This window comes from Candidatus Paceibacterota bacterium, assembly GCA_028714635.1.
Classification (GTDB): domain Bacteria; phylum Patescibacteriota; class Minisyncoccia; order Phycocordibacterales; family JAQTLZ01; genus JAQTLZ01.
On record JAQTLZ010000001.1, the window covers coordinates 137568 to 158611 of the forward strand.

The following is a 21044-nucleotide window of genomic DNA, read 5'->3' on the forward strand; positions in this document are numbered from 1 at the left end:
ACATCCATCCCCAAGGCGGTTTGAGAGGGGAATAAGTTATCCCCAACGCTCTTTTTACCCTGTTGACATTCAATTTGAAAAGGAATATAATTCTGCCACTTCAGCAAGATTGAGTCACGGGTGATTTTCGTCATTATTTAGAGCCATTTTGGCTCTTTAAGCATTGCATATCTTGCAACACAAGACGAAATAAATAATAAAAAACAAAAAAGTGCTCGGCAACGGGCGACTTTTTTGTTTTGTGCGCGCAAAGAGCTTTTATTAATCTTTATTATTAGCATTAGTAGAAAAAACCTATGGAAACATCTTCAAACGTAGTGGCTAGTCCGAAAGAAAAGAAAATGGAAGTGTCTGTGCTGACAGTTGGACAGAGACCGAAGAAATATTTCGGAAGATGGAAAAAGGCTCTGACCCCTATGCCAAACTTGGTGGAATCCCAAGTGGCTTCTTTCAAGTGGCTCATGGAAGAGGGGATCAAGGAGGTGTTCAAGGAATTTTCTCCAATCAAAGACTATTCGGAAAAGAAATTTGATCTCGAGTTCACAAAAATTGAGCTCGGATTTCCGAAACTCGACGAATTTGAATCAAAACGAAAGAAATTTTCATACGAAGCGCCTCTCAAAGTTACAGTAAAGCTCAAAAATAAGATCCTTGGTGAGACGAAAGAACAGGAAATTTTCATGGCGGACTTTCCATTCATGACAAGCCACGGAACATTCATTATTAACGGTGTAGAGCGTGTTATTGTTCCACAGCTCGCGCGTTCTTTCGGAGTATTTTTCACTGCAACAGAAATCAAGGCCAAGAAATATTTTGGCGCAAAGATCATCCCTTCCCGAGGAGCATGGGTAGAAATTGAAACAGACGTAGACAATACGTTCTATGTTCGCATTGACCGAAAGCGAAAATTCTCCCTTGCATCTCTCCTTCGCGTTATGGGCGCTCCGACAGACGAGAAAATTCTCGCGCTTTTCAAAGGAAATTCCACTGCGACTGAATACATTAAAAACTCAATCGAAAAAGATCCAGCAAAATCTGCTGATGATTCTGCGATTGAAATTCACAAGCGACTTCGAGACGGAGATCTTGCAACACCTGACAACGCGCGAGAATTTATCGAATCTATTTTCGGAACAGAACGATACGATCTCTCGAAAGTGGGACGATTCCGATTCAACAGCCGATTTGCAAAGAGCATGGCGGAAAAAGATATCGAAAAGAGAACCCTTACTCTCGATGATCTTGTTACCATCATCAATCACCTTATTGTATTGAACACAACTCCCGGCTCTCTTCCAGATGATATCGATCACCTCGGTTCCCGACGTGTTCGATATGTGGGAGAGCTTATGCAACAGAAAATTCGTGTTGGAATGAGCCAGATGAAACGAAATATTCAAAACAGGATGTCTACTATAGACACGAACATGACGCTTCCTGTGCATTTTATTTCTCCAAAACCGCTTCAAGCTCGACTTAAGGAATTCTTCACGACCAACCAGCTCTCACAATTTATGCAGCAGGAAAATGCGCTCACGGAAATCGAGCATCTTCGAACCCTTTCCACGCTCGGTCCCGGCGGTCTTACTCGTTCTCGAGCAGGATTCGAAGTTCGAGACGTGCACCCTTCGCACTACGGAAGACTTTGTCCTATCCACACCCCAGAAGGTCCGAACATCGGTCTTATCTTGCGCCTCGCTCTCTATTCTCGAATCAATGATTTCGGAATGATCGAGACTCCTTATGCGAAAGTAAAGAATGGAAAGATCACTGACGAAGTTTTGTATTTGAACGCTCTCGAAGAGGAGAAATTTAATATTGCTCACGCTGCGACTAACTATGACGAAGAGGGAAATATTCTCGACGAAAAAGTTGAAGTTCGCATCGAAGGAGATCCGGGTCTTGTAGATAAAAATAAAGTTGATTTTATTGACGTGGCAACGAATCAGGCATTTTCTGTTGCAACCTCCCTTATTCCATTCCTAAACCACGATGATGCAAACCGAGCGCTCATGGGTTCGAACATGCAGAAGCAGGCAACTCCTTGTATCTTGCCTGAAGCTCCGCTTGTTGCGACTGGAATTGAGGCAAAAGCAGTTCGAGACACAGGACGACTTGTCATCGCGAGTGAAGAAGGAACAGTTACTCACGTAGATGCTGATCGAGTTGTCGTCAAAAATACAAAAGGAAAAGAGCAAGAAACTCGGCTTGTGCATTTCTCACGAACAAACGGATTTACTTCTTTCCACCAAAGACCAGCAGTGAATGTCGGTCAAAAAGTGAAGAAAGGAGATGTGCTCGTTGATACCTCTTCTTCCGATGCGGGGGAGATGGCTCTTGGACAAAATATTCTTGTTGCCTTCATGTCATGGAGTGGTAGCAACTACGAAGACGCTATCATTCTTTCTGAAAGACTGGTGCGAGAGAGTAAATTCAGCTCTGTCCACATCGAGGAATTTACCGTAAACGTCCGCGACACCAAACTCGGTCCCGAAATTACCACCCACGATATTCCAAACGTCGGAGAAGCGAAACTCAAGAATCTTGATGAAGAAGGAATTATCCGCGTTGGTGCAGAAGTACGCCCTGGCGATATTCTTGTTGGTAAAATTACTCCAAAAGGTGAGACACAGCTTACTCCTGAAGAAAGACTTCTTCGATCACTCTTCGGTGAAAAGGCTCGAGACGTCAAAGACACTTCAAAGAGAATTGAAAACGGAAAGCGGGGACGTGTTATCGGCGTACAAGTATTCTCCCGAGAAAAAGGAGACAAGCTTGAATCTGGAATCATAAAGAAAATCCATATTGAAGTTGCACAGCTTCGAAGCGTGTCTGTGGGAGACAAGCTTGCAGGACGACACGGAAACAAAGGAGTTATTTCAAAGATTCTTCCTATCGAGGATATGCCGCACATGGAAGATGGAACTCCGATCGATATTATTTTGACTCCTCTTGGTGTGCCATCACGTATGAACTTGGGACAGATTCTCGAGCTTCACCTCGGACTTGCTGCGCATACTTTGAATTACCAAGCAGTTGTTCCTCCATTTGCCGGAGCGACTCACGCTGAAATCAAAGGAGAGCTCAAAAAGGCAGGATACAGCGAGGATGGAAAGATGAAGCTCTATGACGGACGAACTGGAATGGCATTCGAGCAAAATATTGCAGTCGGATACATGTACATCTTGAAACTTCACCATATGGTGGAAGACAAGATCCATATGCGTTCAATCGGTCCCTACTCTCTCATTACCCAACAGCCTCTTGGAGGAAAGGCACAGGGAGGAGGCCAGCGATTTGGAGAAATGGAAGTCTGGGCGCTCCTTGGTCACGGTGCCGCTCATACTCTGCGCGAGGTGTTGACCGTAAAATCAGATGATATTGTAGGACGTTCTGCTGCATTCGATGCAATCGTGAAGGGCATGCCAATTCCAGAACCGAATATTCCTGCTTCATTCAACGTGCTCCTCAACAACCTTCGAGGACTCGCGCTTGATATCGAACTCAAAAAAGACAAAAAATCATTATCAGCTAATTCATCAGAGAAGTAATCTGACAGCGGATAGCGTCGAGCGGATAGGGGATTCCTAAACGCTAAACGCTTTACGCTAAACCCTGTTAAAACTATGAAAACAAACATCACAAAACCGGGAGATTTGAATGAGTTCGACATGATCACGTTGAAGCTCGCTTCTCCTGATCGAATTAAAGAATGGTCATTTGGAGAGGTTTTGAAGCCGGAGACAATCAACTACCGAACCCAGCGTTCTGAAAAGAGCGGGCTATTCGATGAAAAGATATTCGGACCTGACCGGGATTTCGAATGTTACTGCGGAAAATACCGGGGAGTGCGATATAAAGGAATTGTCTGCGAGAAATGCGGAGTGGAGATCACACGTTCAATAGTGCGACGAGAACGAATGGGACACATCGAGCTTGCGACGCCAGTTTCTCATATTTGGTTTCTCCGAAGCATGCCATCTCGAATCGGAATGATCCTCGGCATGAATACTGCTGACCTTGAAAAAGTTATCTATTTTGCTGGGTACATCATCACGAAAGTTGATGAGGCAGAGAGAGCAAGAATTTTGAAAGACGTAGATTCTGAATACAAAGCAAAAGTGAAGCCTCTCGTTGATGAAAAATCTCGGGACGCGATCAAAGAAAAACTTTCTGCAACTAAGAAAGAAATTGAAGCTATTCAGGAAGGAATGGTGCTCGATGAGGTTTCGTATCACAACTACTCCGTAAAATACGGCACGCTTTTTGAGGCTGGAATCGGAGCTGAAGCGGTCTATAATATTTTCCGAAAGATCGACCTCGGGAAACTCGCGAAAAATCTTGAAGCGGAAATTGAGAAGGCTGGCCCAATGAAGACAGAGAAGCTCAACAAGAGATTGAGTCTCGTGAAATCAATGATCAATACCGAGATTCGTCCAGAATGGATGTTCCTCACTTCTATTCCAGTTATTCCTCCCGCACTTCGACCGATGGTCCCATTGGATGGAGGACGATATGCGACATCAGATGTAAACGATCTTTACCGACGCGTCATCAACCGAAATAATCGTCTCAAGAAACTCAAAGAGATTTTTGCTCCGGATGTAATCTTGCGAAACGAGAAAAGAATTCTTCAGGAAGCAGTTGACGCTCTTGTTGATAACTCTATCCGACATGGAGGAGGTTCTTCAGCTGCACTCACCCAATCACAAAGACGAGCACTCAAATCTCTCTCAGATAACCTGAAAGGAAAGCGAGGACTTTTCAGACAAAATCTTCTTGGAAAACGAGTAGACTATTCTGGACGTTCTGTGATCGTTGTCGGACCTGAACTCAAACTCAATCAATGCGGCCTTCCAAAGCACATGGCGCTTGAACTTTTCCGACCATTCGTTGTTTCAAAACTTCTTGAACGAGAACTTGCTTATAACATTCGTGGAGCAGGACGACTTATCGATGACGGTATCGCGGAAGTGTGGGCGATTCTTGAAGAAGTCATTTCTAACAAATATGTGCTTTTGAACCGCGCACCGACCCTTCACCGACTTGGTATTCAAGCTTTCAAACCTATTCTTATTGAAGGAAATGCTATTCAAGTGCACCCGCTTGTTTGTACCGCTTTCAACGCTGACTTCGATGGAGACCAGATGGCTGTTCACGTTCCGCTTTCTCGCGAAGCACAAATCGAGGCAAAGGAAATCATGGCGTCGGACAAAAACATCTTAAAACCTGGATCAGGAAACATCGTTATTTCCGTGGACAAGCTCGACATCGTGCTCGGCTGTTACTGGATGACCACAATTATTCCGGGCGAAAAAGGCGAAGGAAAATATTTCTCTCGACCAAATACCGCTATCACTACATACGATTTCGGCGAGGTGTCATACCGAGCACTCATTAAAGTGCTTCCGACTGAAGATATTCGTTATGCGAAATTCGAAGGAAAGATATTCGAAACCTCTGTAGGCCGGCTTCTTTTCAACTCTGTTCTTCCAAAAGATTATCCGTACGTGAACGAGGAAATGACCCGAAAGAAAATGTCTGTGCTTGTTGATGATCTCATCGATAGGTATGGAATTTACAACGTCGCGGACATTGTGGACAAGATCAAAGCATTCGGCTTCAAACACGCTACCCTTTCCGGAACCACCTGGGGAATTGATGATATTCAGGAACCGAAAGACAAAATGAAGGTTATCAATGAAGCAAAAGTGCAAGCTGAAACTGTTCAGGAGCAATTCAATGAAGGTCTTCTTTCAGCAGAAGAACGGCTTCGAAAGAATGTTGAAATTTGGCACAAGGCGAAAAATGAAGTTGAAAAGCTCATGCCAGACACACTTGTAAAGCACGGCTCTGTCTATGACATGATCAATTCCGGTGCCCGAGGTTCGTTCTCTCAGATCACTCAAATGGCTGGTATGAAAGGTCTTATCACCAATACCGCCGGAGAGACGATCGAATTCCCAATTCTTTCTTCAAGCAAAAACGGTCTTACTCCGATCGAATATTTCATTACCACTCACGGTTCTCGAAAAGGTTTGACTGACACCGCTCTCAACACGGCAAAAGCAGGATATCTCACGAGACGTCTCTTCGATGTTGCACAGGATGCGATTATTCAGGAAGAGGATTGCGGTACGAAAGACCATGTGAAGATTTCTCGAATGCACGGCAATTCTATCGATCCAAACTTCGGAAAAAATCTTAAAGGAAGAGTTACTGCGGCGGATGTTGTGGATTCGAAAGGCAAAGTGCTCTTTAAGAAAGCACATCTCATGACCAAGGAAGATGTGAAGAAAATTGAAGCTTCTGACGCTGTCGAAGTTTCTGTCCGCTCTCCGCTTACTTGTAAATCTGCGCAGGGAGTTTGTATCCAGTGTTACGGATTTGATCTTGGACGGAATGAGCTCATCGGTCTTGGTGAAGCAGTAGGAACTGTCGCCGCTCAAGCTATTGGAGAGCCTGGAACACAGCTTACTATGCGTACGTTCCATGCCGGAGGTACTGCGTCAGTCGGCGGAGATATTACTCAAGGTTTGCCTCGAGTTGAGGAAATCTTTGAAAAACGAAAGCCAAAAAATCCCGCTGTTGTATGCGAAGTGGGAGGAGTTGTTACTGCTGTAAAAGATCTCGGAAAAGAAAAAGTGATCACCGTTTTGCCTGACCTTGAAGACCGAATAAAGCCAACAAAGAAGAAGCCAGATGCAGAAATTGAATACAGTGCGAATTACAAGCGAGTTGTGCTCATGAAAGTCGGAGACAAAGTAAAGAAAGGAGATTTTCTCACCGATGGTTCCGCTGATATTGATGAGATCTTCAAATACGGAGGCAAAGAAAAAGCTGAAGGCTACATCATCAGCGAAGTAAATAAGATCTACGAACTTCAGGGAGAAACGGTGTCTCGAAAGCACATTGAGGTTATTGTTCGACAGATGTTCTCTCGAAGAAAAGTGACTGACGCGGGAGATTCAGCATTCTCTTCAGGAGATATTATCGAAAACACCCATCTTCTTGCTGAAAATGTGAGAATGAAAGAAAAGGGTGGAGCGCCCGCACAAGCAGAACAGATCGTCATGGGTATTTCTGAAGTTTCGCTTTCTCGAAAGAGTTTCTTGTCAGCTGCTTCATTCCAGCACACTACTCGCGTACTCATCAACAACGCAATTCGAGGTACTGCCGACTCGCTTCGAGGTCTTAAAGAAAATATTATTATTGGACGGCTCATCCCTGCCGGAACCGGTTTTAAAGGCGGTCCGAAGTGGAAACTGATGCAGAAAGACGGAGTGGTGGAAAACGAATCATCCGAAGAGTAAACTAAGAAGGGTAAAGGGGATAGGGGAAAGGGTGGAAAAGATAATTCGTTCTCTTTTGTATTTTTCTCTGCCTCAACCCTCAACCCTGTACCCTACACCCTATGTCTAGTGGAACTGTAGAAAAAATAAAAGAACGGCTCGGGATTGCCGATGTTATTGGCTCCTATCTTAAACTCGAAAAAGCTGGAGCTAATATGAAAGCAAGGTGTCCTTTTCACAACGAAAAGACGCCTTCTTTCTTCGTGTCTGTGGCTCGTAATTCCTACTATTGTTTCGGTTGTGGAGCGAAAGGCGACATCTTCACTTTCGTCGAAGAATTTGAAGGATTGGATTTTATGGGCGCGCTTCGAGTTTTGGCCCAAAGAGCAGGAGTTCCGCTTGTCGCAGAGAATCCAAAAGAAAAAAGCGAACGAGATGAATTGTATGCGGTGATGAAAGAATCAGCACGCTTCTTCCAAGAAAATTTGGCGAAAAATAAAGAAGCGCTCCTCTATCTAAAAAAACGCGGACTTAAAATCGAAACGGTTCGAGATTGGCAGATCGGATTTGCTCCTCTTGATTGGAGAGTGCTTCTTACTCATCTCAACAACAAAGGATACAGTGAGGGGGTTATGGAAAAAGCAGGGCTTGTGAAAAAAGCAGAAAGCACAGTGGAAGACAAAGGAGCGCCTCGTCTCTACGACAGATTTCGTGGCCGGGTTATGTTTCCGATTTTTGATTCGTCCGGCAGAGTCATCGCTTTTTCTGGGAGAATTCTGGTAGACGACGAAAAATCTGCAAAATATTTAAACAGTCCCGATACTCCGCTTTTCAACAAATCCGAAGTTCTCTACGGCTACCATATCGCAAAGTGGGGAATAAAAAAACAGGATTTCTCAATACTTGTAGAAGGCCAGATGGATCTTCTTATGTCACAGCAAGCGGGCCTTACAAATACCGTTGCAGTTTCTGGCACAGCGCTCACAGTGCAACATCTCTCAATGCTTGGCCGATTGTCGAAAAAGGTGGTGCTCGCATTTGATGCTGATAGCGCCGGCTTTAATGCAGCAGAAAAAAGCGCTCGTGTCGCGCTCTCGCTTGGAATGGAAGTGAAAATGGTTGAAATAAAAAGCGGGAAAGACCCGGCAGATCTCATTCTTTCAAATCCGGAAGACTGGAAAGTGGCGGTCGGAGAAGCGATCCATATCATCGATTTTCTCCTTCACAAGGTGATGAAAGACGAAAAAGATGAACGCCAGCTTGGCAAAGAAATCCGTAAAAAAGTCCTGCCCTATGTTATTTCCCTTGAAAGCAGGATCGAACAATCGCATTTCGTGAGAAAAATTTCCGAAGCAACTAATATTCCCGAGGACGCTATTTGGGAAGATTTGAAAAAGACCGAAGGTATTAAAGAAGAAAATGCTGAAGAGTTAAAAAGCGAGAAGAAGAAAGAAGAGAGTCATCGCAAAAATAAAATTGAAGAAAAACTTGTCGGGCTCATTCTTTGGCAGGAAGGTTTGCCGAAGTCAGTGATAGATACAGTTGAAGTGAGAAAAGAATTCGAGAGAATTGCCGGAAAAAATGAACTAAAGCGTTTCGAAGAATCAAAAGAAGAGAAAAACAGAGTCATTTTTGAGGCAGAAACATTTTTTTCCGGAGCGATGAACTTGGAAAAGGATCTGAAAGAGCTCATTTTTAATTTGAAAGAAGATTATCTCAAAGCCGAGTTCGCGAAAACCATGAACGAGCTCGTCCAGGCAGAGAAGGATAAATCAAGTGAAAAAGCAGCTGAACTTCTTAAGAAATGCAAAGAAATAGGGGAGGAATTAACCAAACTTCGCAAAGACTTCCAAAACTAGAATAAATCTCACTTTTAATGTATAATCAGCGAATATTTTATGCCTAAAAAACACAAGAAAACACGAGGTTATAAGAAAAAAGTTTCTCCAAAAGTCTTCAAAAAGGCCAAATTGGCTCGGATGAAGAGCTCCAAGAAAAAGGTTGTTCCTGGAAAGGAAAAAAAGGCGAAAGTGGAAAAGGTAAGTCCGCTCATCCAGAGATCAGGAAAACTTAACAAAAAAGAAATCGAGCTTAATCGAAAAGCGGATATCCTTTTCAAGAAAGGAAAAGAACGCGGGTTCGTCACCTACGACGAAATTTTGAAAGAATTCCCGACGATCGAAGACGATATCGGATTTCTCGATTCTCTCTACGAAAAAATTCACACAAGCGGAATTGATATTCTCGACAGCGGGGGACTTTTGGATATGGATGAAGCGGGCGAAGAAGATGTTACCAAAAAGAAATATACCTACGGAGGCAAAAGCGATTCTTCCTACGACTCTATCCAGATGTATTTGAAAGAGATCGGTCAGTATCCGCTCATTCCCGCTGCTATGGAGAAAGAGCTTGCAAGACGAATTGAAAAAGGGGATACCGAAGCGAAAAATCTCCTTGCTCGCGCAAACCTTCGTCTTGTCGTTTCGATCGCAAAGAAGTATGTTGGTCGTTCACCGGATCTTACTATTTTGGACTTGATTCAAGAAGGAAACTTGGGATTGTTTAAAGCTGTAGATAAATTTGATTGGACCAAAGGATATAAATTCTCTACTTATGCTACGTGGTGGATTCGTCAGGCTATTACTCGTGCGCTTGCAGATCAGTCACGTACCATTCGCGTGCCGGTGCACATGGTGGAAACAATTGCAAAATACAAGCAGGTTGTTCGCCGACTCTCGCAGGATTTGGGACGAGACCCGCTTCCCGAAGAGATTGCCGTTGAGATGGGATTGGACGTAGATAAAGTCTACAATATTGAAAAAATCGATCAAAACACGGTATCGCTTGAAAGCCCAGTGGGGGATGAAGGAGATGATAAATCAACGCTTGGGGATTTTATTTCAGATGACAAGATTCTCTCTCCAGATCAAGAATCTTCACGTAGAATCATTGCCGACCAAGTAAAAGAAATTTTGAATGACTTGCCTCCGAAAGAGCGAATGATCCTCGAAATGCGTCACGGCCTCATTGACGGCATTACGCATACCCTCGAAGAAGTGGGACAAAAATTCGGCGTGACCCGTGAGCGTATCCGACAAATTGAAGCAAAGGCGCACGAAAAAATCCGCTCACATGATAAGGTGAATCGCTTGAAGAATTATTAAGAAGCGAGCCATACCTTTTCGGAAAACTGAATAATTCCGCCAGTGGCGGAATTTTCTTCGTGCTCAACAAAAATTTTATTAAAAAACCGACCGGATCAGTATTCTGATTCGGCCGACGTTTTAAAGTCATTTCTTTCTAGCACCACACTGATGAGCATACTGTGAGGTGCGGAGAGCCACTCATGTGCCCGTATCGGTGTGAGCCTCCAGTATTTGGTTTGCGGAATTCTGGAGATTCCTGGCACGATGGCGCAATCTTCTAAAGGTGTGCCAAGTGCTGGCAATCTGCTTAGAGGATTTGTCTCTGAAGTTAGGAGGTTTAATATTTCCCCTCCCGCCTTCAGAGCCAGAAGCTCGAGCACACTTGCTGGCTCGCCGTATTTCCTTGCCTCTCGAATCAGGCGAGGTAAGCCGTGCATTAAGGGATCGAAATCTATCGGCACAAAATGTCCGACTGAGATGAGAGCTTGATCTTTGTCTCGATCTCGAATGGCAATTGGACTGGTACTGCAAGCAAAATCCCAGGTTGATACTGACACGCGGGCAGTCTTGAGGTGATCCCCGAGTTCCCGTGTATAATCAACTGGAATGTTGTTATCCCTTCCTACCGCTAAAAGTGACGGGGTTTGCATGAGAATCCCTCCTCTGTAAGAACCATTTTCTGTCATACTAGCTTTTCAATACAATGAATGCAAGATTTTCGTTTTTATCCTTTTGCATTGTAGAATTAAGGACTGAAGGATTTGGATGCATTATGCCACAAGATAAATACAGTGCGGTCTGGGTCTCCCACTCCTCTCTCGGGGATTTTTTGAAATGTCCACGTTCTTACTATTTGAAAAATGTCTACAAAAATCCAAAAACTGGGAAGAAGATAAATATTGTCAGTCCTGCGCTCTCGCTTGGTTCCGCAGTACATCAAGTAGTGGAAGGGCTCGGTGCTTTTAAAGTTGAAGAAAGGTTTACGCAAAATCTTGAAGAAGAATTTCAGAAAGCTTGGGAGAAATTTTCCGGCAAAAAGGGGGGATTTTTGAGTGCAGAAGACGAAAAGGAGGCAAAAGAACGCGGGCTCGCAATGATTCGCCGAGTTATCGCAAATCCTGGACCTCTCAAAAATAAAACAGTGAAATTGCCGGAAAGGGAAATGCTGCCAAATTTCTTTCTTTCAGAATCCGACAACATCATTCTTTGCGGGAAAATTGATTGGATCGAATATATTCCAGAGGATGACAGTATCCGCGTTCTCGATTTCAAAACCGGTAAAAATGAAGAAAAAGAAGATTCACTCCAGCTCCCCATCTATTTGCTTCTTTTGAAAAATCTCCAGAAAAGAAAAGTGACAGGGGCCTCGTATTGGTATTTAGACAAAGATGATACTCCAATCGCTGTAAAATTGCCTGATTACGAAAAGGCCCGGGCGGATGTCCTAGAAAAAGCCAAAAAAGTGAAAGAAGCGCGGGAGAAAAAAGAATTTCTCTGCCCAAAAGGTGAAAAAGGCTGTTTTGCATGCCGGCCATTCGAAAAAATTCTCAAGGGGGAAGCGGAGTATCTCGGAGTGGGGGAGTATAATCAAGAGCTCTATTTGTTAAAATAGGGTTAATTTCTATAGCAAAAATTTGACAGAACAATGTTATCCATTGTTCTGTTATTTCTTCTGTAACAAATGAAAACACCAGGCGTCATTGATAGTGGAAAAGAAATAGTCGTATTTCTTTGCCTTAGCTTAGCGAGTTCGTTGCGGTATACATGAAGTATACATGCACCACTTTTAAGCGAAGGTGAATGGGGTTGATTGTCCCTAAGTAAAGGTTTCTAAAATCAATACTTAGGGCTCCGAGACCCTTTAATAACTAACCAAAACTAAAATGTTAAACCAAAGCGTATTGAGACTTCAGAAGTATGTAATGGATATGGGGAATAAACCTCTTGGAAAAGGTTTCACTTTGAATCTTCGGGAGTCGCGAACGTTCGCTTACTCGAGAAACGCTTTTATGTTGGATATGGATGGCGACGATGATGATGCTAGTAGTAAGGACGATGAAGAAGAAAAGAAAAAATAAACCGTACTGAATGTCCGATAGAAAAGTTCCGTATGAAAAAGGCTCTTGTCTCGGCAAGGGCCTTTGTGTTGGAGAATAAAAAAGCAGAAGGCTAAGGAGAAGCTTTGGCTTTCTTTGCAGAGAGTGCGTGAAGAATATGAAGTTGGCCGAGTCTCGCCCGGATAATTTTCATTCCAGACGTGAAATATGAAAGCTGGTGCGAAGCTCTTTCGGAGGCGATCGTTCCAGTAAGCCCAACGAGCACGAAGATCTCGGCGATTTCAATATTGAAGGCTTTCCAAAAGAAGGCGATAGCGAGTGATTGAACTCCCAAAACGGCAAGGAATTGCAAGGCCAGAAACAGGACGCTTGCGGTTGCTGGAAGAATCGGAAGGCCGAAAAGGAGAATTGCTTCAAAAAAGATTGCCATGATTATGTCAGTATTCTCTTCTCGTGTTGTCATTTTATATGAAACTCGCTCAATAAGAATAAAAGCAAGCGTGGCAATGATCACTGCCACTCCCATAAGGAGAGAGGTGCTTTGAAGAAATTTCATCCTTCCCGCGAGCATTGCGAGCGTTATGAGTACATTGAACCCAGCCACAAAACACACTTCAACATAGTCGAGAGAGAGAACGTTCCGCGCTTGTTTTAGCCATGCTAAGTTCATATCCTTGTAGACGTGGCTTGTTGGGAAAAGTTACGCACAATTTTCGATTTCTGTTGTAAAATGATAAGTGCAACGTCTATAGGAATGTTCCATATTACTAACTCATTAAAAAAACTATGAAAAATATCAATCCAGTCGTACATTTCGAGATGGGCTATAATGACCGAGAGAGGATGAAGAAGTTTTATCAAACCGTTTTCGATTGGAAGCTCCAGCAGATGGGGCCAGAGATGGGGGGTTATATCGTGGCACAGACGACAGAAACAGACGCCAAAGGCATGGTGCAAAAACCGGGCAATATTAACGGAGGCTTTTATAAAAAGACCGAAAATCCTCTTTCTCACGCGCCGTCAGTCGTTATTGCGGTCAAAGATATTGAAGCTTCCATGAAGGAAGTCGAAAAAGGTGGAGGGAAAATTTTGGGAGCGATGGACGAATCCGGTAAGCAATCGATGAAACCGCAGGATATTCCCGGTGTCGGTCTTTGGATCTCTTTTCAAGATACCGAAGGCAATCGCGTGAGTCTCCTTCAGCCGAAGAGTATGTAAGAGGGAACCACTAAAACTACTTATATGAACCAACCATCATATTTTGAAATCCAGGCGGATGATGTGAATCGAGCCGAAAACTTCTACAGAGAAGTTTTCGGCTGGAAATTCACCAAAGCAGAAGGATTGCCTATTGAATATTGGCGCATAGAAACAGAAGGCCCGCGCGGCGGACTTCTCAAGCGTCCAGCAAAAACTCCGCCTCCGCAGTCCGGAACCAATGCCTATGTTTGCTCGATGGAGGTGAAAAACTTCGATGAAACAGCCCAAAAGATCACGAGCCTTGGCGGTCAAGTGGCATTACCAAAATTTGCAGTCGGAGGTGTATGCTGGCAAGGCTATTTCCTCGATCTAGAAGGCAATACCTTCGGCATCTTCCAACCTGACCCTATGGCGAAATGAATCACTGTTCTTGCGAAATGAAAAAAGAGGCTTTGCCGGTAAAACAGCAAAGCCTCTTTGGAACTCAAAAGCGTTGAGGGGTTGTAAGAAAGGTCCAGACGCTGAGGCCCAGCATTATGGTCCCAATCGCAAGCGAAAACCAGCCCCTAGTACCAAGCTCTTGTCCGTGTAGCATCCTACCGATTGCTGGTAGGATAAAAACCATGGCCATTGTGAAAGGCACCAGGGGTATGACAAAACCGTACCCTCCGAATTGTCCTTTCATACTTCTTTTCAAGCGAAAATTGGGCACGTGCACCTCGCTTTCTTTTTCAAAAGGGTTTCTTAAACCGAATCTGTTTCAATACTGTGCCTCTTCCCAAACTTTGTCAATTTTGCCCATAGCAAAGGACTGTCCTTGCCAGTAGGAGGTGTTTTTTTATTGCGTCACTATTACAGTGCCTGTCATCCCCGGGTGCACGTCGCAGTGATAGTGGTAAATGCCTGGTGCGGTCAAAATTGCGCCGAATGTTCCGCCGCCAGGGAAGCGTGAGGTGAAGGATTGAGGCGTGCCGGCATCAGATGTGACTGTGTGGGCGACGCCGTCTTTGTTCGTCCAGACGACTTTTGTTCCGGCTTTGACGGTGATAGTCATCGGGCTAAAAGCGGAATTTTGAATAATTATGTTAGCTGTTGTTGAGGCAGGAGTGGTAGTCACTGGCTCTTGCGTCGGAGTAGGTGAGGGTTCCGGTGCAGGGCCCGAATTTTTATTGAAAACCAAATAATATCCAGCAAAGCCAACGACTGCGAGCACGATTATTGTGGTGATAATTTTATTCATATATAAATAAAAAAATAATAAGTACTGTTTGATTATAGCACTTAAATGCGGCGCGGCCTTCAAGGCCGCGCCACTTTCTAGCAAATGAAATCTGAAAGGTGTACTATATTTGCATATGAAAACAAAAACAAAAGTCATCATTGTTACTCTTGTGCTCACCGTTATTACGTTTCTCCTTGCCCGGGTCATTTGGCCAGATATGATGGGCGCTCCAGTGCCGACAAGCTTCCAGCTCCCATTCTTTATCATTGTCGCAATCGTGGAAGATATTGCCTTTGGTCTTGGTGTCTCATTCCTTCTCTTTGGATACAAGTCGGTAAAAAACGCAATGCCTGAAGCGAAAAGGGGAGCTCTCGCAACATACATCTCAATCGCGTGGCTTCTTATGAATTGGTGGCCACATGACAATCTTCACCGCGTCAACGGCATGAATCTCTCCGGCCTCATCAAAATTGATATTGGATTTCACATCACCCTCATCGTAGCGGCCATCATCGTCGCCGTCTACTTTTTGCGAGCGGTAAAACGCAATTCTTAATTGAATCTTGGTGGGGTACGATGTAAAAAATGCAACATGTAATTATCGCCTCATGTTCACCCATGGAACCATTCGTACGAATGGTTCCATGGGTGTATAATAAAATATATGAAGCAGTATGAAAAACCTCTCAAAGCTGTTGCCAATCGTCGTCGGCTCGAGATTATAAAATATTTGAAAATAAACAAAGAGGCGAATGTAGGTGAGATCGCTGAGAATATCAAGCTTTCTTTTAAAGCCACCTCCAAACATCTCGCTGTGCTTCTTGGTGCTGATATTGTGGAGAGGGAACAGAGAAGTCTCTCGGCTCAATTTTCCCTTGCGCCAAAACTTCCGGTGATTGTAAAAAGTGTTATAGATATGCTCTGATATTTTGCTCCATTTCCTCTATGGAACCATTCGCTCGAATGGTTCCATAGAGGAAAATCCTCATATGCTTCTCGCGAATCATAATAAGGACAAAAAGCCTTGGCCGACTTTTGCTCTGCCGAAAGAAAGAGGGAAGATTCGAGTTTCGGATGTTATGAATATCTCGCCCGGCGCGGCTAGTGAGCCTTGGGATGGGACCCAAGGCGCAAGGCCGGAGCGTGTCGACGCGAGGCAGGGTCGAAAGATTTTTCAGCAGAAAAATACTTTTGACACGCGCATCAACGAATGGTCACAGTCTGTGTGGGATGCTTGGGAGGGAAGTCATGAGGCAGTTCGCATCTGGGCGGAAAGAGAAGGTTTGGAATAATTTTTCTGTTTTTTTTCTTGACTTTCGCATTAAAAAGAGTAAACTTTTGAGTAGTTCATCAAAATCTAAATACGAGACATTTAAAATCGGGGGGTTCACAATACAAATTTATTTTGAACACAACACTTTTTCACCTTTCGATCACGCTTAACAAAAAATACAAAATCTTACCAAAAAGCGCGACCGAAAGGGTCGCGTTTTTGTTTTTGGTGAAAGGTCGATACCTTAGAAATAGTTTTTAGTCTAAAAATAAGATGAAACCAAGATATATTAGAAATACAGGCAAGCCCTGGACGCCTGAAAATGAAAGAAAACTTTCAGAACTGGCTAAGAAGAATACCCCGACACGAGTAATCGGCTTACTTCTCGGTCGCACAGAGGATTCTGTTCGTAATCGAGCAGGACAAAACGGTGTGAGTTTAAAGCCGACGAACCAAAGTCCTTATGGCACTAAATAAGTAATGGGTCGGTATAGGAAACAAAATAATATACCATGAAAACAGTCGCTGGTAAGACGGCTGTTTTTGTTACACAAAAAATGCTTTAATCTAATTTATGCGATATTTACGTGATGGAAGAGCTCCAAAACCAAAGTCTACCACTATCTCTAGGGTCATGAGCGCAAATCGGGCTAAGAATACTGAGCCTGAAAAAATAGTGCAAAGTATCTTGAGAAAAGGGGATTTTCCTAAATTTCGAAAAAATCCTTCGAACCTGCTCGGAAGGCCCGACATTGTTTTTCCTAAAGAGAATTTGGTCCTTTTTGTAAATGGTTGCTATTGGCACCGCTGCCCTTATTGCAAGGATGGACTGCCCAAGACCCACAGGGGATTCTGGAGAAAAAAATTTGAGACCAATGTTCTCAGAGATAGGAGGATTAAAGCTCGCCTCAAGAAAGAAGGTTGGAAAGTGTTAGTTCTTTGGGAGTGCCAGATTAGGAAGCGCCCAGGCCCGACTTCTAATAGAATTTTGAGGGCTCTTGTTCCCGTTAGAAAATTTAAGTAATTCTTTTCCTAAGCGCTCGATCACACCAACAACCAGAGCATTTCCCATGAAGAAAGCTCTTTTGACGGCAGATTCTCCCTCTGTATGTCCGTCTGGGAACATATTAAGTCGTTCAAGCTCGATTGGTGTAAGTCGTCGAAATTTTCCTGACCTTGTTTGGATTATATGTTTAAACCTGGATGGAGTAGGACCCCCTTCTCCAGTAACTATTGTTCTTGAAGGTTTATCTAGAGCATCAGGAAAAGCCATTGGCCCTTCGCTATATTCATATTCAAAACCAGCGTTAGTTTTTCTTTTTTCTTTCTTCCCACCCTTTAAGTATTTCCATTCTTTTAATGACTTCTCATCAATAAAATATTCTTCGGGAACTTTATTGTCAGGTTCGAGATAATCTTTGAGTTTTGCCATTTTACCTTTGTATTTAGGAATGGCTTTGAATGTCCAAACTTTTCTATTTATCATGACCCCTGAAGTTCCGAATGGACTAGAAAACTTTTCTTTATTAAAGTCTTTCGTCACATCTGAGAGGTCGCCCTCTATTTCAAATGGTTCTGCCACATCAGGTTTTTCGATAGGGAATGCTTTGGCAGTTACGCCAGAATTAGTAAGCCACTCTGTTGCTCCAATAGATGACAAGTCTTTATGCACTCCTGTTCCTTTTTTGTAACCAAGTATATAGATCCTTCTTCGTCTCTGTGGCATTCCGTAGTCAGCTGCATTTATCACTCTCCATTCAACTGCATAACCGAGGTCAGAGAGGGAAGCAAGCATGACCCCAAAATCGCGTCCTCGTTGCGAGGCTGGAGATTTTAATAATCTGTCTACATTTTCGAGCATCAAGAAAGAAGGAGCATCTTTTCCCTTTTCTTTTAGGATTCGATGTATGGACCACCAAAGTATACCTTTTTTTCCTTGAAGCCCAGCGGCTTGGCTTAAAGTTCTCGCTACAGAATAATCCTGGCAAGGAAATCCTCCGACCAATAGGTCGTGCTCAGGTATTTTTTTTGTTGGAACCGTTGCTATGTCTTCATTTGAATGTCCATCAACTCCAAATCTTTTCACATATATATTTGATGCGTGCTGAGTCTTGGTCGCGGGTTCCCATTGGTTGCTCCACACAACGTCGAATTCTCCTTCGGATGAAGCTACTTGCTGAAGTCCGATCCGGAATCCTCCAACTCCGGCAAAAAGTTCAGCAACTCGTATCTTTTTTGTGAGCTTTTTCATTTCCTCTTAATTCTATCATTTGATCGACATTTGATCAATCTTGATCTATTGTGAATGGTGTTATCTAATATTTTTACTAACCAAACCTCCCATGAAGTTAAAACTCAACGCTATTCTACGTCTCGATAAGAAAGGGCTAAAGGACGCAAAAGCGTTACGAATCAAGAGTATTGAGGATGCTATAACTCTTCCTGCTGGACCTTCCCAGAAAGCTCGTATTTATCACAAATTATGGATTGGTGGTGGCTATGAAGTTGGAGTAGGAAAGCCTGGGAAAGAGACAGAGAGAAAAGACGCAAACATAAACGATATGTGGCCGTATATGAGAAAGGGTGAAGACTTTGAACCCAAAAGTGCATCGTTTAGAGATATCTTTCATGAATTGGAACAGATGGTGAATAAGAGCCGCGAGTCTCTGGAACTTTTAGCCTGTTTGCTTGCGCGCTCAGCTCTCATGTTGGACCACGAAATAAAAGATAATCGAGTTGTATATAATCCTTCCCTACAAATTATTCAGGAAATTCAGAAAGATATTCCCAGCGTTTTCAATGTTCCACTTGAGGTTTTTCTGCATTACTTGGATGTTATCGCTCTGAATGAAGATGTAAAATATCATACTAAGGGACGAAGTAGGGGAAAATTATATAGTCCGAACGCTGGAAGGCCTAACAACCTGCTGACCTGCGCCCATCTTATTGCTGTGTTGCTTGGTCGTTCTGGTCTGGTCGATTTCGCTTATGGATTTTCTCAGCAGAGAGGCGTATCAGCTCTAAGCTCAAAAAAGATAAAGGAATGTTTTCCAATGTTGAATGATAAGTCAGAAGATTTGGAAGAAAGTGTTCTCACTTAGATTTTTCTTATGCTAGAATATATATCAACCAAACAAAATGTGACTAATTCTACTTCTTTATCAACACTCGCAACCTCATCAGAAGTTCAACATGCTACAGATCAATTCCAGATAGCACAAGGGTATTTCTCTAATATTCTTGAGGCTCAAACTGCAATTTTTTCACTAATCGTTGGTGCGATAATAGCGTTTTATATTTTCTTCAATTGGAAAACCTCTAAAGAACATATAAAAAAAGAAACTGATTTACATTTTGTTGAACTTAGAAAACAGATTCAAAAAGATTTTGACGAAAAAACGGAAAACTTGGAGAGTATGTTCTCAACGGGCATGGCTCAGCATGATACGGCAATAGGTACTCTTAGAGGGCAAACTTATCGTACTCTCGGGCAATTTTGGGATAGTGAAAAAAGTTACGCAACAGCATTTCTTTGGTGGTTTAGAGCGGCCTCGGCATTTGCGTCTGTTGCAGAAGCTCCTCTGACTCGTATTTGTCTCACTGGGGCGAAGCGATCCATTGAGAGAGTGGAGTCTGGATTTGAATTACGACCGGATGATATTGGTGAATATCAAGGACTTCTAACTAAGATTGACGATTCCTATAAAATCGAGAAAGATTTACTTGATATTGCACTGAAGGCTGCCCTTGTAAGAGAAATACCAAAAAAATGATAACATTAGGAACAAATATTTTTAATAAATTGTCGGCTGGTCATAAAGAGACAATAGGCAAGGACGCCAAAATTCTTTTCAATGAAGTGGCTGATGTTGTATTAAACGAATATAAGGAAAAAGGTGCTGAGGATACTGAGCAAGTTAAGTTTTTTCTCGCCAATCTTCCTTTAAAAGAAATGGTCGAAGATGTGAAAAAATGGGACTCCTTTGGGGAATTACTCGTCAAAATTTTTGCTTATTCTTCGGAAGATGTTCCTGGAATGCCTGAACTTCAATTTTGGATTACGTCTTTGTCGTCACCTCTTCCTGTCAATGTCTTTTTCTCTGCTCGCAAAAAAGAGGAAATTTCTGAAAAAATTCTTTCTCTTCGAGATACTTTTACTGTATCAGAGGTTTTTGACGAAAAAAATATTCAATCTGGTAAAATACTCATCGTTGGGTATGATAGCGAAGGAAATGCTTGGAGAATTAATCATATTTAAATAATACAGACCATGTTAATACCTCAGACAATGTTGCAGATTGTGCAGTCAGGTGCAAATCTGACAATAGATTTAAATAAGCAAATAGTCATTCCACAAGTCATGGTCCAGTTAGCTGCTGCGGCTGCTATCTCAGGTTCTATGGTTACGTTTAAAAATTGTGATGGAAAAATAATTCCACCAACCTTTATTTCAGTTGCTCAGGCGGGCCGTGGGCATGTTTCATTTGAACAGTAGTCATTTTTTGTTCCGATTTTCGATGCTACAATTGAGGCATGAAATTTGAGGAAGAATACAAGAAACTCAACGCTAAGCAAAAGGAAGCTGTGGATACCATTGAAGGTCCAGTTATGGTCATTGCGGGGCCGGGGACTGGGAAGACTCAGATTTTGGCTTTGCGGATTGGGAATATTTTGCTTAAGACTGACACGCCTGCCAGCGGGATTTTGTGTTTGACTTTCACCGAAGCTGGAGTGAGAAAGTGATGGGTATCACTTTCGCAAGGCCGGAGGCAGTCGTGCCGAGGCAGGGCTGAAAGATTTTTCAGCAGAAAAATACTTTTGGCAAGGAGATGAAGCGCCGCCTGGATGTTTATT

The 21044-nt window shown here is 43.1% G+C and carries 20 protein-coding genes and 1 pseudogene; 17 read left to right on the forward strand and 4 right to left on the reverse strand.

The genetic code is table 11. From position 1 onward, the window contains the following. The first annotated feature begins 296 nt into the window (after window positions 1-296). From PHS53_00670 to PHS53_00685, 4 genes are all read left to right on the forward strand, one after another. Entirely contained in the window at window positions 297-3551 is a 3255-nt protein-coding gene (locus PHS53_00670; GenBank protein ID MDD5356650.1) for a DNA-directed RNA polymerase subunit beta, read from the forward strand. A 75-nt stretch (window positions 3552-3626) separates the two neighbouring features. Further along, window positions 3627-7313, forward strand: a complete 3687-nt coding sequence (rpoC, locus tag PHS53_00675) for a DNA-directed RNA polymerase subunit beta' (GenBank protein MDD5356651.1) — start codon at window positions 3627-3629, stop codon at window positions 7311-7313. Between the two features lie 101 nt (window positions 7314-7414). Further along, the gene (dnaG, locus tag PHS53_00680) at window positions 7415-9151 is read left to right on the forward strand and encodes a DNA primase (GenBank protein ID MDD5356652.1); all 1737 of its coding nucleotides are present in this window, start codon (window positions 7415-7417) and stop codon (window positions 9149-9151) included. 39 nt (window positions 9152-9190) lie between these two features. Further along, the gene (locus PHS53_00685) at window positions 9191-10456 is read left to right on the forward strand and encodes a sigma-70 family RNA polymerase sigma factor (GenBank protein ID MDD5356653.1); all 1266 of its coding nucleotides are present in this window, start codon (window positions 9191-9193) and stop codon (window positions 10454-10456) included. Between the two features lie 95 nt (window positions 10457-10551). Here the strand turns inward: PHS53_00685 and PHS53_00690 are convergent, their stop codons facing one another. After that, window positions 10552-11124 carry a hypothetical protein gene (locus tag PHS53_00690; protein ID MDD5356654.1) on the reverse strand — a complete coding sequence of 191 codons (573 nt, stop codon included), beginning with the start codon at window positions 11122-11124 and terminating at the stop codon, window positions 10552-10554. An 86-nt stretch (window positions 11125-11210) separates the two neighbouring features. On the opposite strand from PHS53_00690, the gene PHS53_00695 reads away from it, so the two are divergent. Further along, window positions 11211-12050, forward strand: a complete 840-nt coding sequence (locus PHS53_00695) for a PD-(D/E)XK nuclease family protein (GenBank protein ID MDD5356655.1) — start codon at window positions 11211-11213, stop codon at window positions 12048-12050. Window positions 12051-12321: 271 nt separating this feature from the next. Further along, a complete protein-coding gene (locus PHS53_00700) occupies window positions 12322-12516 on the forward strand; it encodes a hypothetical protein (GenBank protein ID MDD5356656.1) in 195 nt (64 codons plus the stop codon). 91 nt (window positions 12517-12607) lie between these two features. Here the strand turns inward: PHS53_00700 and PHS53_00705 are convergent, their stop codons facing one another. Further along, entirely contained in the window at window positions 12608-13165 is a 558-nt protein-coding gene (locus PHS53_00705) for a hypothetical protein (protein ID MDD5356657.1), read from the reverse strand. Between the two features lie 116 nt (window positions 13166-13281). On the opposite strand from PHS53_00705, the gene PHS53_00710 reads away from it, so the two are divergent. After that, window positions 13282-13713 (forward strand): VOC family protein, encoded by a 432-nt coding sequence (locus PHS53_00710; protein MDD5356658.1) that lies wholly within the window; start codon window positions 13282-13284, stop codon window positions 13711-13713. Between the two features lie 24 nt (window positions 13714-13737). Further along, window positions 13738-14115, forward strand: a complete 378-nt coding sequence (locus PHS53_00715; protein ID MDD5356659.1) for a VOC family protein — start codon at window positions 13738-13740, stop codon at window positions 14113-14115. 418 nt (window positions 14116-14533) lie between these two features. Here PHS53_00715 and PHS53_00720 read toward each other — a convergent pair whose 3' ends face one another. Then, window positions 14534-14935 carry a cupredoxin domain-containing protein gene (locus tag PHS53_00720; GenBank protein ID MDD5356660.1) on the reverse strand — a complete coding sequence of 134 codons (402 nt, stop codon included), beginning with the start codon at window positions 14933-14935 and terminating at the stop codon, window positions 14534-14536. 115 nt (window positions 14936-15050) lie between these two features. On the opposite strand from PHS53_00720, the gene PHS53_00725 reads away from it, so the two are divergent. From PHS53_00725 to PHS53_00740, 4 genes are all read left to right on the forward strand, one after another. Then, window positions 15051-15473, forward strand: a complete 423-nt coding sequence (locus PHS53_00725; GenBank protein ID MDD5356661.1) for a hypothetical protein — start codon at window positions 15051-15053, stop codon at window positions 15471-15473. Window positions 15474-15581: 108 nt separating this feature from the next. Beyond that, window positions 15582-15842: an ArsR family transcriptional regulator gene (locus PHS53_00730; protein ID MDD5356662.1), complete on the forward strand. Its 261-nt coding sequence runs from the start codon at window positions 15582-15584 to the stop codon at window positions 15840-15842. A gap of 4 nt (window positions 15843-15846) precedes the next feature. After that, window positions 15847-16209, forward strand: a complete 363-nt coding sequence (locus PHS53_00735) for a hypothetical protein (protein MDD5356663.1) — start codon at window positions 15847-15849, stop codon at window positions 16207-16209. A 254-nt stretch (window positions 16210-16463) separates the two neighbouring features. After that, on the forward strand, window positions 16464-16667 hold the full coding sequence (locus PHS53_00740; protein MDD5356664.1) for a hypothetical protein: 204 nt from the start codon (window positions 16464-16466) through the stop codon (window positions 16665-16667). Window positions 16668-17121: 454 nt separating this feature from the next. On the opposite strand, the gene dcm is transcribed toward PHS53_00740, so the two are convergent. Next, window positions 17122-18441 (reverse strand): DNA (cytosine-5-)-methyltransferase, encoded by a 1320-nt coding sequence (gene dcm, locus PHS53_00745; GenBank protein MDD5356665.1) that lies wholly within the window; start codon window positions 18439-18441, stop codon window positions 17122-17124. Between the two features lie 91 nt (window positions 18442-18532). On the opposite strand from dcm, the gene PHS53_00750 reads away from it, so the two are divergent. The 5 genes and pseudogenes from PHS53_00750 (at window position 18533) to PHS53_00770 (ending at window position 20924) form a co-directional block, all read left to right on the forward strand. Further along, window positions 18533-19291 (forward strand): hypothetical protein, encoded by a 759-nt coding sequence (locus tag PHS53_00750; GenBank protein MDD5356666.1) that lies wholly within the window; start codon window positions 18533-18535, stop codon window positions 19289-19291. Between the two features lie 9 nt (window positions 19292-19300). Beyond that, window positions 19301-19963: a hypothetical protein gene (locus tag PHS53_00755; GenBank protein MDD5356667.1), complete on the forward strand. Its 663-nt coding sequence runs from the start codon at window positions 19301-19303 to the stop codon at window positions 19961-19963. Then, window positions 19960-20448, forward strand: coding sequence for a hypothetical protein (locus PHS53_00760; protein ID MDD5356668.1), 489 nt, complete (start codon window positions 19960-19962; stop codon window positions 20446-20448). Before PHS53_00755 ends, PHS53_00760 begins: the two co-directional genes overlap by 4 nt. A 12-nt stretch (window positions 20449-20460) precedes the next feature. Beyond that, window positions 20461-20685: a hypothetical protein gene (locus tag PHS53_00765; protein ID MDD5356669.1), complete on the forward strand. Its 225-nt coding sequence runs from the start codon at window positions 20461-20463 to the stop codon at window positions 20683-20685. A gap of 38 nt (window positions 20686-20723) precedes the next feature. Then, window positions 20724-20924 (forward strand): annotated as a pseudogene (locus PHS53_00770) (UvrD-helicase domain-containing protein). Window positions 20925-21044 lie beyond the last annotated feature (120 nt).

What these genes read in the sequence shown, in the direction of transcription:
- dnaG (MDD5356652.1), top strand. Translation starts at nt 7,415, where the DNA reads ATGTCTAGTGGAACTGTAGAAAAAATAAAAGAACGGCTCGGGATTGCC.
- PHS53_00715 (MDD5356659.1), top strand. Translation starts at nt 13,738, where the DNA reads ATGAACCAACCATCATATTTTGAAATCCAGGCGGATGATGTGAATCGA.
- PHS53_00710 (MDD5356658.1), top strand. Translation starts at nt 13,282, where the DNA reads ATGAAAAATATCAATCCAGTCGTACATTTCGAGATGGGCTATAATGAC.
- PHS53_00740 (MDD5356664.1), top strand. Translation starts at nt 16,464, where the DNA reads ATGAAACCAAGATATATTAGAAATACAGGCAAGCCCTGGACGCCTGAA.
- PHS53_00670 (MDD5356650.1), top strand. Translation starts at nt 297, where the DNA reads ATGGAAACATCTTCAAACGTAGTGGCTAGTCCGAAAGAAAAGAAAATG.
- PHS53_00730 (MDD5356662.1), top strand. Translation starts at nt 15,582, where the DNA reads ATGAAGCAGTATGAAAAACCTCTCAAAGCTGTTGCCAATCGTCGTCGG.
- dcm (MDD5356665.1), bottom strand. Translation starts at nt 18,441, where the DNA reads ATGAAAAAGCTCACAAAAAAGATACGAGTTGCTGAACTTTTTGCCGGA.
- PHS53_00755 (MDD5356667.1), top strand. Translation starts at nt 19,301, where the DNA reads ATGCTAGAATATATATCAACCAAACAAAATGTGACTAATTCTACTTCT.
- PHS53_00685 (MDD5356653.1), top strand. Translation starts at nt 9,191, where the DNA reads ATGCCTAAAAAACACAAGAAAACACGAGGTTATAAGAAAAAAGTTTCT.
- PHS53_00750 (MDD5356666.1), top strand. Translation starts at nt 18,533, where the DNA reads ATGAAGTTAAAACTCAACGCTATTCTACGTCTCGATAAGAAAGGGCTA.
- PHS53_00700 (MDD5356656.1), top strand. Translation starts at nt 12,322, where the DNA reads ATGTTAAACCAAAGCGTATTGAGACTTCAGAAGTATGTAATGGATATG.
- PHS53_00765 (MDD5356669.1), top strand. Translation starts at nt 20,461, where the DNA reads ATGTTAATACCTCAGACAATGTTGCAGATTGTGCAGTCAGGTGCAAAT.
- PHS53_00695 (MDD5356655.1), top strand. Translation starts at nt 11,211, where the DNA reads ATGCCACAAGATAAATACAGTGCGGTCTGGGTCTCCCACTCCTCTCTC.
- PHS53_00725 (MDD5356661.1), top strand. Translation starts at nt 15,051, where the DNA reads ATGAAAACAAAAACAAAAGTCATCATTGTTACTCTTGTGCTCACCGTT.
- rpoC (MDD5356651.1), top strand. Translation starts at nt 3,627, where the DNA reads ATGAAAACAAACATCACAAAACCGGGAGATTTGAATGAGTTCGACATG.
- PHS53_00760 (MDD5356668.1), top strand. Translation starts at nt 19,960, where the DNA reads ATGATAACATTAGGAACAAATATTTTTAATAAATTGTCGGCTGGTCAT.
- PHS53_00720 (MDD5356660.1), bottom strand. Translation starts at nt 14,935, where the DNA reads ATGAATAAAATTATCACCACAATAATCGTGCTCGCAGTCGTTGGCTTT.
- PHS53_00705 (MDD5356657.1), bottom strand. Translation starts at nt 13,165, where the DNA reads ATGAACTTAGCATGGCTAAAACAAGCGCGGAACGTTCTCTCTCTCGAC.
- PHS53_00690 (MDD5356654.1), bottom strand. Translation starts at nt 11,124, where the DNA reads ATGACAGAAAATGGTTCTTACAGAGGAGGGATTCTCATGCAAACCCCG.